We start from the raw sequence: 14,194 nt of genomic DNA, 5'->3' as shown, positions 1-14,194 counted from the left end.
TAGATAAAAAAATCAAAAAAATCGCAAATGTGTCAGCTTTTTCACGCCTTTCGTTTAATAATGCCACATTTCTTGAATTATCGGATAACTTTTTCAAAGACGACTTGTATTCTAGTGAATTTTCGAGTATACTAACAATAATGATAATCATTTTCAATTAGAAGGGACTTGATGGCATTTGAATAAAACAGGCAAAGTAGAATCATTTTATTTCCCGACAAAAGACGGGATGTTGAAATTGCATGTATATGGTTTTAATCCAGTAGGTTCCTGGGGTGAGGTTTATACAACCCTAAATGAGCAGACGGTATGCGTGAAAGGTTTTCATCGTCAAAAAACAATTATGCGTTCAGTAAAACTGATGCTGGATACAACTGTAAATAAAAATAAGAATCAAGGTTAGTGTTCTGGATAATAGACTGTGGAATGAGGAATTTTTAACCCTGATTCTATGGTTTTTTTTATTGTTTGAAAATAAAATAGGTTTCAAAGGATGGGATAGGAGGAAAGCAGTAATAACAAGTCATAAATTATTTGTTTATTATAAATTTTACAGAACGCTTGCTAAATAGGTGTAAGGTGCGATAAAATCTGTTAGTACGGTTTTAAACAAATGATAATCGATGGTTGAATAGAGAGGAGAATGTACAATGTCTCAGTTATTGGGAATTATTCAACGTTTACAAGCAATGCAAGAGGATGAAACGGCGGATACACAATCACGAAGATTCGAAAAAGATGGAGAGCCGTTGTGTGAAGTGAGATATTTCCATGCTTCGAATTCTTACGAAGTTGAAATTTATGGAGATAAGAACAAGTATCAATTTGATGATATTGATATGACTACACTTGAAATTTTCGAAATCCTACAGTAAGCGATTAATTACGAAACAAGACTAGTCTCCAAGTAAATAGTAACTGAAAGATTACCAAAGACGACAAACTCTGTTGCTTTTGGTAATCTTTTTGTTTGAAAAGCTGAAAGAGCCCGTTAGCCTCGACAGAAATTGTTAGGGGGCGCAGTAAAAGTCCTCTTTTGACTTTTATAGAGGCCACGAAATTTCCGAGAGGCTGGCTCTTGAAGCTGGATCACATGAAAAGCTGAAACGGCCCGTTCAGCTCTGAAAAAAAACTGGAGCGACCGAAGTAAAAAGCCGTTCTTGCTTTTTATGGAGGGTGTGAAGTTTTCGAGGGCTGAGTAAAGGAAGGCAGTTTCATTACATTCAACTGCATATTGAGGTTCTAAAAAAGCAAAATACGCTTTTCAAGAACCACAACAAAGCTGGATCACATGAAAAGCTGAAGAAGCCCGTTAGACCCGAAAAAAATTTGTTAGGGGGCGCAATAAAAGTCTTCTTTTGACTTTTATGGAGGCCACGAAAATTTCGAGGGGCTGGCGTGTGAAGCTGGATCCGGAGGAGCTTCACATGACGCAGTACATGGATTACATGCTCGCCCTGTTCTCCTGTATATTGAGGCTCTCTTGCGTACTGCTTCTTATTTGATTCTAGTTACTTCCCTGTTCTGCGCTTAAGAGCCACTGATGGATTACATGTTCGCTTTGTTCTCCTGCATATTGAGGTTCTCTTGCGTACTGCTTCTTATTTGATTCTAGTTACTCCCTGTTCTGTGCTTAAGAGCCACTGATGGATTACATGTTCACTTCGTTCTCCTGCATATTGAGGCTCTAATTCAGCGCACTTCGCTTCTTAAGAGCCTCAACAATCCTCTGTTCTCAGCCCAATTCTCTTTTGAAACGGTTTTCTTTATGGTAAAATGGGCATGAGCAGGTTTGAACTATTCTCTTTTGGGATAAATACACAAGGGGTTTAGAATAGTGAGGGCTATTGCTAAAGGTTGGGAGTCAACTTTCCAACACGCCAATAATGAACAGAGATGAGGGAGATTTTTATGATCTCTAGTAGACTAGGAAATTTTTTGAATGATAAATTAGAAAATTATATTATATCCGCCGAAAAAGTAGCGCATGTCCAAATGGGGAACAACTTAGAGCATGCTTTGCTAGTTTTGACGAAGTGTGGTTATTCGGTCATTCCTGTGCTTGATTTTGAATTTAAATTACATGGATTGATTAGTTCGGCCATGATAACCGATTCGATTCTTGGATTAGAACGTATTGAATATGAACGCCTAGAAACGCTAAAGGTAGAGGATGTAATGCAGACGAAGATTCCAGTTTTGGTGAATTCGCATGATGTGGAGAAAATCGTGAAGTTACTCGTTGATAATCCATTTATCTGCGTTGTTGATGAGGCAGGAATTTTTGAAGGAATTATCACGCGTCATGTTATTTTAAAACAAGTACAACGCTATATTCATGAGTAGATAGGAGAGAGTCGATTGATTGTCACAGAATATGAATTATTAGTTTGCTTAGCGGCAGAACTCAATATGCGAAAAAGTGCTGAGAAGCTATTTCTGTCACAGCCGGCGCTCTCACAACGACTTCAAACAATTGAAAGTAGATGGGAAACGAAAATTTTTCTGCGCACGCAAAAAGGTTTATTGTTAACACCGGAAGGTGAGGCGATCGTACAACATGCAGAACGCGTTATCGAGCGGGAGCGTCAAATTCAAGAGCGTTTAGAGGCGCAAGATGGTATTGTTCGTGGAACGTTGAAAATTGCTTGTGCCAGCATTGTTGCCCAAATGTGGTTACCACGCGTATTGAAAGAATTTATCAGTGCCTATCCAGATGTTCATATTTCGGTTGTTACTGGTTGGAGTAGTGAAATTCATCAAGCACTTGTGAATGGATCGGCGCATGTGGGAATTGTTCGTGGTAATATTGCTTGGAAGAGTGTTCAAAAACCGCTGTTTCAAGACAAGCTTTTTCTTGTGGATAAAGAAATTAAGCAATTGGATGAGGTATTAGAATCGGAGCGACCTTTTATTCAGTTCCAGAGCGATTCGAATTATTACCAGGTGATTCAAGATTATTGGCAACGCAATTTTGGTAAGATGCCACGGCAAGCGATGGTAATGGACCAAATTGAGACGTGTCGCCAAATGGCTTTTAACGGTATTGGCTTTGCGATTTTGCCAGAAGTCACATTAATTGGGGCCAGTGAAGATATTAACAAGGTTCCGCTCATCGATAAATCTGGGGAAATTTTAAGTCGGGATACGTCGCTGATTGGCTATGAACAGTCACTCGCATTGCCACAAGTGAAGGCGTTTCTAGAAATTGTAGATAAATATCTTGAAACTCATTACTAGCTATGGCACTATTAGATAGAAGCACATATTTGAAAGGGGTTATTCATTCATGAAACAAATGGACGCACATCAGATTATTTCATTCATTCAAAATAGTAAAAAGGCTACACCGGTGAAAGTATATGTCAAAGGTGAACTTTCGAGTATTGATTTTCCAGAAGATGTAAAGACATTTATCACGGGAGAAGTTGGGACAATTTTTGGCGAATGGTCTGTTGTTAGTGAACTTCTTGAGGAAAATAAGAATAAACTAGTAGATTATGTTGTGGAAAATGATCGTCGTAATTCGGCAATTCCATTATTAGATATGAAAAATATTAATGCACGCATTGAGCCAGGTGCTGTGATTCGTGATCAAGTTGAAATTGGCGATAATGCGGTTATTATGATGGGTGCAAGTATCAATATCGGTTCGGTTATTGGCGATGGCACGATGATTGATATGAACGTTGTACTCGGTGGACGCGCAACGGTTGGTAAGAACTGTCACGTTGGGGCTGGCTCTGTCCTAGCAGGCGTTGTTGAGCCACCATCCGCGCAACCAGTTATCGTTGAAGATGATGTTGTAATTGGTGCTAATGTAGTTGTTTTAGAAGGCGTACGTGTTGGAAAGGGTGCTGTTGTTGCAGCAGGTGCGATTGTTACAAAAGATGTGGCACCATATACAGTTGTTGCCGGTATTCCCGCAAAAGAAATCAAAAAAAATCGATGCGAAAACGCAGTCAAAAACAGAAATTATGCAAGAACTTCGCGAATTATAAGAAATGATTCGGCGTTTACCCTTAGTGAAAGTGCTAACTTTTGTTAGGGGTAGGCGCTTTTTTAGGAGGAGAAGAAGGATGACTGAATTAAATCCATTCATAAAATTGCGTCGAGAGTTACATTTAATCCCAGAAGTCGGCTATGAAGAGTTCAAAACGCAGCAATTTCTAATAGATTATATAGCAACATTACCACAAGAAAATTTGGAGATAAAAACGTGGCGTACAGGGATTTTAGTGCGAATATCAGGGACGAAGCCGACGAAAACAATTGGCTACCGAGCAGACATCGATGCACTGCCAATCACGGAAGAAACGGGGCTGCCATTTGCAAGCATTCATCCAGGGAAAATGCATGCGTGCGGTCATGATTGTCATATGAGCATCGCGCTTGGCTTGTTGACTCATTTTGCGAGCAAGCCGTTGCGTGATAATCTTCTTTTCGTATTCCAGCCAGCAGAAGAAGGGCCAGGTGGTGCAAAACCAATCATGGAAAGCTCAGAATTTAAAGTTTGGTGGCCAAATACGATGTTTGGACTTCATATCGCGCCAGAATACAAAGCTGGTCAAATAGCAGTTAAGCCAGGCCTCCTTTTTGCGAACACCTCTGAATTATTTATTTCGTTCAAAGGAAAAGGTGGACATGCGGCATATCCTCATCTAGCGAATGATATGGTCGTAGCGGCAAGCGCTTTTGTTGGTCAGATGCAGACGATTATCAGTCGTAACATCGATCCACTAGATGCAGCGGTTATAACGATTGGCCAAATTCGTGGCGGCGAGGTCCAAAATGTCATTGCTGAGGAAGCCTATTTGGATGGCACGATTCGCACGCTTTCCAAGGAGACGATGGATATTGTGTGGACGCGTCTTAAGCAGCTCGCAAAAGGTTGGGAAGAAGCCTATCAATGTGAGGTTAACTTCATTCCAGGTTCCGATTATATGGAAGTAGACAACGATGTGGCTGAAACTAATAAAATTCATCGACTATTTGCAAAACAATTATCCAGAAAGCTATATTTCTTGTAAAGAAGCGATGACTGGCGAGGATTTCGGCTATTTCCTAGAAAAAATTCCAGGCTTTATGTTCTGGCTTGGCGTCGATTCCGAATATAGCTTACATCATTCGAAATTAAATCCAGATGAAGCAGCAATTCCATTTGCGGTTGAAGTTTTGACTGGTTACTTGGAAAATATAGAATGAAAGAGGAGTTAGGACAAACTCCAAACAAAATAAAATCGCCCTACTCATTATTTGGAGTAAGACGGAAATCATGATTAAATAATTTAAGCGAAAGTGTTTCTACTTAGGATATTTTTCTAAAGGATTAATCATACTCTTTGTTCACGTGTATATTGGAGCTGTAACTCATCACTTATTCGATCAGCCATTGGTGGATTACATGTTCGCTTTGCTCTCATGCATATTGGGACTGTAACTCGCTTCATGTCGAACAGTCCCACAATGCGAACGAATTTTGCTGGCAGACTAGCATATTCCAGACGCTTACTTCCCAGGTTCCAGTGGTGCTAAATAGGAAAGCGGTAATTCAATTTCATTGCGAACGAGTTCCTCACGAATATCTTTTAGCAGATTACGTTGGACTTCAAATTGTTCGCCATTCACAGCTTTTCCCATTACACGAATAACGGTACTTGTTGCGCTTACTTCTTGAACACCAAGAACAGTAGGACCGTCCACAATATTTTTATTTGTGGCTTTTTCCTGTTTACAGACGTTTTTAATAATATCCATGGCTTTTTCTGCGTTTGCTGTCGGGGCAATGCGAATATCAACTAAGATACGCATATTACCGCGAGAATGGTTACTGACAATCATAATTTGTCGATTCGGAATGAAATGCAAGGTACCATCGAAATCACGCACTTGTGTTGTTCGCAAACCAAGCGTTTCTACATGGCCATTCACTTGCTCTAGCGTAATACTGTCGCCAACATCCAACTGGCGCTCCAATAAAATAAAAAAACCAGTCACAACATCGCTCACAAGACCTTGTGCACCAAAAGCGATGGCCAAACTAGCGACACCAGCCCCCGCGACTATTGCTGTCACATTGATGAAGTTCTGCAAAATTAAAATCGCAAAAGTAAAAAACATAATGTAACCAAAAACATTCATAATTAAGCCTTCTAGTGTCTTGGCGCGGCTTTCAGAGACCATTTGTTGCGAACGATATTTTTGAAAAAAGCTCCGAATTAATTTACGTCCAATCCAGCTAAGCACAAAATATAAAATGAGTAGAATAACTATGCTAATTATTTTAGAAATAGAAGCGAGCCAAATTTTATCCCAATCAATATTTTCAAACCAGCGAGTCACAAATTCCAATATGTCACTTCCTCTACTAAATACAGACCTGCTATCATTCTAACAAAAGGAAGCGAGATGTGTCTAGATAAAAAGTAAGAATGCCTTTTCATATGTTATAATGTAAACAAGCTAATCATTTTTTTGTAATTAAATTTCATGATAAATTATATATTATGAAACAATATTTTAATTTTAACGAGCTTTTTATTCCGATATAAGGTACAATAGGAAGTAGGATAACTTTTAGGAGGAATTGATACTATGTTTAAGAAAATGTTTAAAAAAGATAAAGCAGAAGCAGTAATGGCACATGCAACAGGACAATTTGTGAAATTAGAAGACGTTCCAGATCCAGTTTTTAGTCAAAAAATGATGGGTGAGGGGATTGCTGTTAAACCGACAAACGGTACGGTTGTAGCCCCAGTTACTGGTGAAATTATTCAAATTGCTGATACGTTACATGCGTTTGGTATTAAATCGGAACTTGGTCAGGAAATTCTTGTGCATATTGGTTTAGAAACAGTTGCATTAAAAGGTGAGGGCTTCAAAGTGCTTGTCACTCTCGGCGATAAAGTGACTGTAGGACAGCCGATTGTGGAAGCAGATCTTGATTTCATTGAGAAGAATGCAAGTAGCACGGTGATTCCGATGGTTGTTACAAACAGTATGGAGAATAAATATGACTTTGATTGGAAAGCTGTGACTGATGTTGTTGCTGGCGATACAGTTGTATTTGAATCGAAAGCAAAATAATAATAGGAAGGGCATTGTTCTATGGGACAGTGCTCAGCGTGTCGACAAACACTCATTTTTGTCGTTAAAAACTCCGTTCCAGTGCTCACGTACCCAAGTACGCTCCGCGCCGGTACTCGCTTTTGCCTAGAAACTAAGCATTTGTCGACACGCTGAGGTTTGGCGGGAAATCATGTGAAGCAGTTTTTCTACAGTCTGGGCATTGTTCTATGGGACAGTGCTTTTCATTTCTTTTCGAAGGAATTTAAGATAAAATAGTACATAGTTATAGTAGGTGAAGGAGTGAAGATTATGGTACTTGAGGTTATTGTTGAGAATATACGTGAAGCATCGGAAGCGGAGCATTTTGGTGTGGATCGGTTAGAGGTTGTTTCAGCTATTAGTGAAGGTGGTTTAACGCCTAGTTATGGAGTTATTAAACAGATTACGCAGGATATTAGAGTTCCCGCGATGGTCATGATACGTCCTCATAGCCATTCTTTTCATTATGATGAATACGATATTGCCATTATGCAGGAAGATATTTTGATGGCAAATGAACTTGGCGCGCATGGGATTGTTTTTGGGGCGTTAACGAAATCGGGGCAGATTGATCGTGATTTATTGGAGAATGTGATTGATTGGAAAGGTGATATGGATTTGACTTTCCACCGAGCAATTGAGAGTGCACAAGATATTGATAAGGCTTACGCGGTTCTTCGTGAGTATGGAAATAATATTACACAAGTTTTGACGTCAGGTGGTGGAGATAAGGCGACAGATACGATTGATCGCTTGAAAAAGTGGGTTTTGGACAGCCAAGCGGACATGACTTCTTTTGAGATTTTGGTGGGGAGTGGTGTAACGCCGGGTAACATTGCTTTGTTACACGAAACGCTTCGGAACACGCAATACCATGTTGGTGGTGGTGCGCGTATTGACGGTGATTTCAGTAAAGGGTTGGATGCTGCGAAGATTCAGGCGTTGCAGGAAGCGATAAAATAAAAGGGGGAGGCCGAACTAGTGATGGTTCGGTTTTTTTCTGGGGCTGTACCGACTTCTTGATTTAAGCTATAATAGGAACAGAATAACTAATGGGGTGGAAAAGTTGATAAATATGATTGGGACGGTGCAAGTGATGGCCGTTATTGCAAAAGAGGAAGAATACTTTATGCTTGAAAAACGTGGCGTGGAAGTGAAGTTGCCGCTTACGAACGCGTCTAATTTAGATTTGGCGGTTGGGGATACGGAAACGGTATTTATTTATCGTGATTATGATCATGAGGTTGTGGCGACAACAATTATCCCCAAAGTGCAAGTTGGGAAGTTTGCTTGGGGTACGGTGACGGATGTACGTAAGGATTTAGGTGTATTTGTGGATATCGGAATTCCAAAAGATGTCGTTGTTTCGATGGATGACATGCCGGCGCTGAACCATCTGTGGCCGAAAAAGAACGACCGTTTGATGATTATGTTGCGGGTGGATGAGAAGGAACGGATTTGGGGTGTGCTCGGTGAGGAACATGATTTTAAAGCGATTTCGACAAAGGCAACGCAAGATATGTTTAACAAAAATGTGACAGGAACGGTTTATCGCTTATTGAAAGTTGGAACGTTTGTGATTACGGAAGAGGCTCATATTGGCTTTATTCATGAGACAGAGCGGACATCAGAACCGCGTCTTGGGCAGAATTTGGATGCCCGCGTGATTGCTGTTAAGCCTGACGGGACATTGAATTTGTCTTTGCGTGGAAGGGTTCATGAAGTGCTAGGCGATGATGCGGAAATGATTTTGACGTATTTACGAAGTGTTGGTGGTAAGATGGCTTTTTCCGATAAATCTGATCCGGATGCCATTCGTGCTAAATTTGGTGTTAGTAAGGCGCAATTTAAGCGAGCGCTAGGGAGCTTAATGAAAGAGCGCCGTATCAAGCAAGAGGACGGTTTTACTTACCTGACGGAGGATGATACCGAAAAATAAGACTTAAGATGGAGAGACAGTTCGAGCTACAGCGGCTGTTATGATTGGGCTGGGCTGTTTATAATGGGGACAGAAAGTTAATATTCTAGTTACCCGTTCGCTTGAGTCTAGCTCAAAATTTGACAACAAAGGGGGTGTATTCAGATGAAAAAATTAGAAGGTTCGTTTATTTTCTTATTCTTAGTTTTAATCGCAGTGGGTATCGCATTTGAAATGCTCTTCAGGTGGGAATTACTCGTTCTGTTTGCGATTGGTATTTGCTTTTTATTTACATCGCGCAAAGAAGGAGTCCCGAAAAAGAAAGCTCGGACAAGGCTCTTTATTGCGGCAGTATTTATTTTAATTTCAGTGCTTTTGACGGCAACGTTTAAAATCGGTTTGGTCGTCGCCGGGATTTTTGCAGTATATTATTATGTGAGCCGTAAGCGTGCGCCACAGTTGTTAATGGTAAAGACGAAGGAAACGGCGGAAAACTTGAATCCGCGTAACACGTTTATTCGCAATCAGTGGTTTGGTAATCAGCGGGTGCTAGATGTGGTATATGAATGGGATGATATCAACATTCAAACAGGAATCGGTGACACAATTATCGATCTTGGGAACACAGTATTACCTACGGGTGAGAGTGTTGTGTTGATTCGGAGCTTTTCGGGCAAGATTCGCTTGTTAGTACCGTTTGATTTAGGAATTTGTCTGGAACACTCAGCGATTTTCGGGCATTTACAATATGATAAAAAAAGTACAATCATACAAAATGACACAATTAAGCTTTATTCGGATAACTATGAAATGGCACCACGTAAGGTGAAAATCATTACGTCTGTCGTGCTTGGTGATTTAGAGGTGATTAGACTATGACCTTTACACGTGCTTCGATGGCGACTACAACTGTTTTGTTATTGATTGCAACGCTTGGAACGACAGTAATTTATCAATCGAGTAGCAACATTTCATGGTATGACCTTCTGATTGGTAAAAAGATTTTTTTACTTACCCTTTATTGTGTTTATTGTATTGATGGCTGTTTCGGTCGGACTCATTGTCGGAGCGGTGATTGGTTACATTATTAAGCGAAAATTCGAGGCAATTGATTTTTCACTACGGCTTTTGGAGCAAGGAGAATTGGAGAAGAAGCCAGCCGATGAAGAGGAAGTTTATGCAGAGATTCAGCAGGTGTACAAACAGATTGAGCGATTACGTTACAAAATGAAGGCACAGACGATGATGACACAGGAAATCGCGAATGAGCGTGCGGAGACAACCGGGCAATCGAAAGAGGCTATTTTGGCGGAGGAGCGACACCGGATTGCGCGGGAATTGCATGATTCTGTGAGTCAGCAACTTTTCGCGGCGATGATGCTTTTGTCGGCACTCAATGAACAAAGTGAGAAGAATGCAACGCCGACGATGCAAAAGCAGTTGCGAATGGTCGAGTCGATTGTGAATGAATCGCAGTCGGAAATGCGCGCCTTACTGTTGCATTTACGTCCAACTCAATTAGAAGGAAAGTCGTTGAAAAATGGAATTGAGTTATTGCTGAAGGAATTGACGACGAAGTTACCGATTCAGGTTGAATGGCAGATTGAAGATATTTCGTTCCAAAAAGGTATCGAGGATCATTTATTCCGAATTGTGCAGGAATTGCTATCTAATACGTTGCGTCACTCAAAGGCGAACCTATTGGAAGTTCGGATGATTGTGATTGATAATTTGGTCGTTTTAAAAGTAGTCGATGATGGAATTGGATTTGATATGAATAAACCGCAGACTGGGTCGTATGGTTTGCAAAATATGCGTGAGCGGGTGGCTGAATTTGGCGGCTCGATTAAAATCATTAGTTTTCCTAAAAAGGGAACGAGTGTGGAAATCAAGATTCCACTGGTGAAGAAAAAGGATGTGGACGGCGAATGATAAAAGTTTTACTTGTAGATGATCACGAAATGGTGCGAATCGGTGTTTCCGCGTATCTTTCGGTTCAGGATGATATGGAAGTCGTTGGCGAGGCAGAGAATGGCCGGGAAGGCGTCCAGCTGGCGATGGAATTACGTCCGGATATCATTTTGATGGACTTAGTGATGGATGAAATGGACGGCATCGAGGCGACACAGGAGATTATGCGTCAATGGAAAACGGCGAAAATTATCATTGTGACGAGTTTTATTGATGATGAGAAAGTGTATCCAGCGCTTGAGGCGGGTGCATCGAGTTATATGTTGAAAACATCGACGGCGGGCGAGATTGCAGATGCTATTCGTGCTACATATGGTGGGGATTCTGTCTTAGAGCCAGAAGTAACCGGAAAAATGATGCAGCGTTTGACGGCAAAACCAGAGAAGAATTTGCACGATGATTTGACGAATCGAGAAAACGAGATTTTACTATTGATTGCAGAAGGTAAATCGAATCAGGAAATTGCAGATGAACTTTTTATTACGCTAAAAACGGTGAAGACACATGTGAGTAATATTTTATCGAAGCTGGATGTGCAGGATCGTACGCAAGCGGCGATTTATGCGTTTAAACACGACCTTGTTGATAAAGAGTAAAGGGGCGAATTTTTGCGATGAAAAAAGGATTTGCAGTTATTGGATTAGGCCGCTTCGGCGGTAGTATTTGTAAGTCGCTTGTCGAGCAAGGAATGGAAGTGCTAGCAATTGATTCAAGCGAGGAACGGGTTAACGAATTTATATCGATTGCAACGCATGCGGTTATTTGTAACTCCACGGATGAGAATGCGCTGCGTCAACTTGGGATTCGGAATTTTGAACACGTGATTGTGTCGATTGGTGAGGATATTCAGTCAAGTATCTTGACAACGCTTATTTTAAAAGAGATGGGAGTGAAGTATGTCACGGCTAAAGCAACGAATGATAAGCACGCGAAATTGCTTGATAAAATTGGGGCAGATCGTGTCGTACATCCTGAACGCGATATGGGGCGCCGAATTGCGCATTATATCGTCTCTAAAAATATGTTGGATTATTTGGAGCTATCGGATGAGTATAGCTTGGTTGAGATTTCCGTTTCAAATCGCAAGTTTCTTGGTAAAAGCATACACGAACTAGATTTCAGGAATTCATTTGGTGTGAATATTGTTGGAATTAAGCGTGATAAGCAGATGATTATTACACCGGAAGCAACGGACGTATTGCAGTCTAGTGATGTTCTCATTGTGATTGGTAGTGACGATGATATTGAACGTTTACAGGAACAAATTCAATAGGGTGAGAGGGCTTGGCGTGGAAGTGATACGCGGCCTTTTTATTTTGTCTCAAACAAATGCCTATTCGCTGCTAAATAAGGGTATATACAAACAGCTATTCGAATACATCAAAATATTAAAAAGTTATAAATAAAATTAAATTAAACGAGGGGAGAATATAGAATGAAAAAACTAGTTTTAGCAAAAGTCGGAATGAAGGGTTTAATACATATGTTACAAGTCTTTATTTTTGCGATTATTTGTGTCGGTTTCCACACATTGATTCTGCCGCAGCTGATAGGCTTATTACCAATTGCCCTGCTGATGGGGATTATCTCGCTTCAATCAACGAGTGGTTTCACAAAAAAAGCGATATCGAAAATAGGCTTAATGTTCATCGTAGCCTGTATGATTGTAGGCTTTTCATCAACATTTTTTGATAATAGTGTGTATGTTTATTTCGTGGTCATGGCTACCGCACTTTTAGTAATTAATTTTATCATGCCGCAAAAATACATGGTAATAACGATGGCGGTTGGGACAGCTCTATTTTTTCTTGATACGTCAGATATGGGTATACCTTATTGGGCTGTGTTGCTTATCGCGTTAGTTGATGTATCGCCTCTTTTTTTTCGTAGTACGCTTTATTGTACGATTTGTGCACATTCCGATTGAGAAGTCGATTCAGATAATGATGGGACAAACAGTATCACTACTCCAAAAAGAGTTACAAAATATTTTATTAAAAAAGGAACCAGGGCGATCAAAACCGCTGTATGGCATTTTTTTGCAGTCGCAGATGTTGATTCATGAGTATGCGCAGGGACGTAAAAAAAAATCCTGTACATGTGGAAATTTATCAAAAAACATTGACGTTTTATGTTCAGGCTTACTTTAGTTTGTTAACGATTTCGGAATTGGGAGAATACCGGGTGGATGCAACCGTTAAGAACGAGCTAAGCAAACTTGGAATGAGTGATGTTGCGACCGAGATTGATGGGGATAAGGTGCTAAGCTTTCATATTAACGAGTTTACAAAAGGGATCGACGCGATACATGAGAGTATACAAAAGCTTAATGAGGGTAAAGTGGCATGAAGACATCGTTGAAAGAACGGTTAGCACTAGATCCTCGTGTTGCCAAAGTGTTAATTAGTCTAGTTATTTGTGTTGCTTTATATCCTTTTTTGGGAAAGTACATTGTTTATCCGACGTATGTATTTAATGCGATTTATATTACCGCACAATTGACAAAAGGTGCGACGTATAAATCGAGTATGGAGCGGATTCTAGGGACGATTGTTGGTGGGCTAACTGGTGTAGTCTTCTATTTTATTGTTCCAGATCATCACTTTTTCATGATACCGATTGCTACAACGATTGCTGTTTTATGGGGTTACTTGTTTGTTGGGAAGTTTACACCGGTTATGGCAGTTATCACGGTCATGGTTTTGGTTGGAAAAGGGGAAGGTGAACCGGTTCTTTACATTAATAATCGGATGTTGGATACATTGATAGGATTGGTTATAGGTTTCCTTGTTTACTCACTTTACCCGAAAAAGAAAACAGAGATGAACCGCGTATTTTACAATCATGCAAAGGCTTGTTTAACGCACATTGAAAAAATTCGAATGAAGTATCAAAGTAAAAAAGATCTTCATGATGATTTGCTTGTGGCTTGGAAAGCTTTGCAGGTGCTGAAGGAAGAACGGATGACGATTGTGAATGATAGCAGTTTTGTACCGAAAGTAGAGGATGCCGAACCGATGTTATCGCTCATTCATGATTTAGAGCAGATGCTACATAATTTGGAAATTTTGTATCATCATCCAATTTCAGGTGATGCAGAGGTTGGTTTAAAAGAGGCTATTGCTTTCCATGAGCAAACATTAGATCGACTTTTTGAGAAAATTAGTTCGGAAATTAAATTATGATAACAAAAAAACA

The 14,194-nt window shown here is 40.2% G+C and carries 14 protein-coding genes and 3 pseudogenes; 16 read left to right on the top strand and 1 reads right to left on the bottom strand.

The genetic code is table 11. From position 1 onward, the window contains the following. Nucleotides 1–178: 178 nt before the first annotated feature. From PROCOU_RS10410 to PROCOU_RS10385, 6 genes and pseudogenes are all read left to right on the top strand, one after another. A complete protein-coding gene (locus tag PROCOU_RS10410; RefSeq protein ID WP_036072216.1) occupies nucleotides 179–403 on the top strand; it encodes a hypothetical protein in 225 nt (74 codons plus the stop codon). 247 nt (nucleotides 404–650) lie between these two features. Further along, nucleotides 651–875 (top strand): YkuJ family protein, encoded by a 225-nt coding sequence (locus PROCOU_RS10405; RefSeq protein WP_036072214.1) that lies wholly within the window; start codon nucleotides 651–653, stop codon nucleotides 873–875. 1,036 nt (nucleotides 876–1,911) lie between these two features. Continuing rightward, nucleotides 1,912–2,346: a cyclic-di-AMP-binding protein CbpB gene (cbpB, locus tag PROCOU_RS10400; RefSeq protein WP_036072212.1), complete on the top strand. Its 435-nt coding sequence runs from the start codon at nucleotides 1,912–1,914 to the stop codon at nucleotides 2,344–2,346. Nucleotides 2,347–2,361: 15 nt separating this feature from the next. Continuing rightward, a complete protein-coding gene (locus tag PROCOU_RS10395) occupies nucleotides 2,362–3,240 on the top strand; it encodes a LysR family transcriptional regulator (protein ID WP_036072210.1) in 879 nt (292 codons plus the stop codon). Nucleotides 3,241–3,289: 49 nt separating this feature from the next. Next, nucleotides 3,290–4,001: pseudogene (gene dapD, locus PROCOU_RS10390) on the top strand (2,3,4,5-tetrahydropyridine-2,6-dicarboxylate N-acetyltransferase). Nucleotides 4,002–4,079: 78 nt separating this feature from the next. Next, nucleotides 4,080–5,205 (top strand): annotated as a pseudogene (locus PROCOU_RS10385) (N-acetyldiaminopimelate deacetylase). 303 nt (nucleotides 5,206–5,508) lie between these two features. Here the strand turns inward: PROCOU_RS10385 and PROCOU_RS10380 are convergent. Further along, a complete protein-coding gene (locus PROCOU_RS10380; protein ID WP_036072208.1) occupies nucleotides 5,509–6,351 on the bottom strand; it encodes a mechanosensitive ion channel family protein in 843 nt (280 codons plus the stop codon). 243 nt (nucleotides 6,352–6,594) lie between these two features. Here PROCOU_RS10380 and PROCOU_RS10375 point away from each other — a divergent pair, with 243 nt between their 5' ends. The 10 genes and pseudogenes from PROCOU_RS10375 (at nucleotide 6,595) to PROCOU_RS10335 (ending at nucleotide 14,181) form a co-directional block, all read left to right on the top strand. Beyond that, on the top strand, nucleotides 6,595–7,086 hold the full coding sequence (locus PROCOU_RS10375) for a PTS sugar transporter subunit IIA (RefSeq protein ID WP_036072206.1): 492 nt from the start codon (nucleotides 6,595–6,597) through the stop codon (nucleotides 7,084–7,086). Nucleotides 7,087–7,377: 291 nt separating this feature from the next. Continuing rightward, nucleotides 7,378–8,070: a copper homeostasis protein CutC gene (locus tag PROCOU_RS10370; protein ID WP_036072204.1), complete on the top strand. Its 693-nt coding sequence runs from the start codon at nucleotides 7,378–7,380 to the stop codon at nucleotides 8,068–8,070. 103 nt (nucleotides 8,071–8,173) lie between these two features. After that, the gene (locus PROCOU_RS10365; RefSeq protein WP_036072202.1) at nucleotides 8,174–9,046 is read left to right on the top strand and encodes a CvfB family protein; all 873 of its coding nucleotides are present in this window, start codon (nucleotides 8,174–8,176) and stop codon (nucleotides 9,044–9,046) included. Nucleotides 9,047–9,190: 144 nt separating this feature from the next. Further along, the gene (gene liaF / locus PROCOU_RS10360; protein ID WP_036072200.1) at nucleotides 9,191–9,904 is read left to right on the top strand and encodes a cell wall-active antibiotics response protein LiaF; all 714 of its coding nucleotides are present in this window, start codon (nucleotides 9,191–9,193) and stop codon (nucleotides 9,902–9,904) included. Further along, nucleotides 9,901–10,957, top strand: a pseudogene (locus PROCOU_RS10355) (sensor histidine kinase). The gene liaF and the pseudogene PROCOU_RS10355 overlap by 4 nt, the downstream one beginning before the upstream one ends. Further along, a complete protein-coding gene (locus PROCOU_RS10350; RefSeq protein ID WP_036072198.1) occupies nucleotides 10,954–11,592 on the top strand; it encodes a response regulator in 639 nt (212 codons plus the stop codon). Before PROCOU_RS10355 ends, PROCOU_RS10350 begins: the two are co-directional and overlap by 4 nt. A gap of 17 nt (nucleotides 11,593–11,609) precedes the next feature. Continuing rightward, nucleotides 11,610–12,269, top strand: a complete 660-nt coding sequence (locus tag PROCOU_RS10345) for a potassium channel family protein (protein ID WP_036072196.1) — start codon at nucleotides 11,610–11,612, stop codon at nucleotides 12,267–12,269. A gap of 162 nt (nucleotides 12,270–12,431) precedes the next feature. Further along, entirely contained in the window at nucleotides 12,432–12,923 is a 492-nt protein-coding gene (locus PROCOU_RS16645; protein ID WP_051994343.1) for a hypothetical protein, read from the top strand. A gap of 134 nt (nucleotides 12,924–13,057) precedes the next feature. Next, nucleotides 13,058–13,345, top strand: a complete 288-nt coding sequence (locus PROCOU_RS17540; RefSeq protein WP_149023660.1) for a hypothetical protein — start codon at nucleotides 13,058–13,060, stop codon at nucleotides 13,343–13,345. Continuing rightward, nucleotides 13,342–14,181, top strand: coding sequence for an FUSC family protein (locus PROCOU_RS10335; RefSeq protein ID WP_036072194.1), 840 nt, complete (start codon nucleotides 13,342–13,344; stop codon nucleotides 14,179–14,181). Before PROCOU_RS17540 ends, PROCOU_RS10335 begins: the two co-directional genes overlap by 4 nt. Nucleotides 14,182–14,194 lie beyond the last annotated feature (13 nt).

The sequence above is a fragment of the Listeria rocourtiae FSL F6-920 genome (assembly GCF_000525975.1).
Taxonomy (GTDB): Bacteria; Bacillota; Bacilli; order Lactobacillales; family Listeriaceae; genus Listeria_A; species Listeria_A rocourtiae.
This window is presented reverse-complemented; position numbering and strand designations above follow the sequence as displayed.

What these genes read in the sequence shown, in the direction of transcription:
- PROCOU_RS10405 (WP_036072214.1), top strand. Translation starts at nt 651, where the DNA reads ATGTCTCAGTTATTGGGAATTATTCAACGTTTACAAGCAATGCAAGAG.
- cbpB (WP_036072212.1), top strand. Translation starts at nt 1,912, where the DNA reads ATGATCTCTAGTAGACTAGGAAATTTTTTGAATGATAAATTAGAAAAT.
- PROCOU_RS10375 (WP_036072206.1), top strand. Translation starts at nt 6,595, where the DNA reads ATGTTTAAGAAAATGTTTAAAAAAGATAAAGCAGAAGCAGTAATGGCA.
- PROCOU_RS10370 (WP_036072204.1), top strand. Translation starts at nt 7,378, where the DNA reads ATGGTACTTGAGGTTATTGTTGAGAATATACGTGAAGCATCGGAAGCG.
- liaF (WP_036072200.1), top strand. Translation starts at nt 9,191, where the DNA reads ATGAAAAAATTAGAAGGTTCGTTTATTTTCTTATTCTTAGTTTTAATC.
- PROCOU_RS10350 (WP_036072198.1), top strand. Translation starts at nt 10,954, where the DNA reads ATGATAAAAGTTTTACTTGTAGATGATCACGAAATGGTGCGAATCGGT.
- PROCOU_RS10345 (WP_036072196.1), top strand. Translation starts at nt 11,610, where the DNA reads ATGAAAAAAGGATTTGCAGTTATTGGATTAGGCCGCTTCGGCGGTAGT.
- PROCOU_RS16645 (WP_051994343.1), top strand. Translation starts at nt 12,432, where the DNA reads ATGAAAAAACTAGTTTTAGCAAAAGTCGGAATGAAGGGTTTAATACAT.
- PROCOU_RS17540 (WP_149023660.1), top strand. Translation starts at nt 13,058, where the DNA reads ATGAGTATGCGCAGGGACGTAAAAAAAAATCCTGTACATGTGGAAATT.
- PROCOU_RS10335 (WP_036072194.1), top strand. Translation starts at nt 13,342, where the DNA reads ATGAAGACATCGTTGAAAGAACGGTTAGCACTAGATCCTCGTGTTGCC.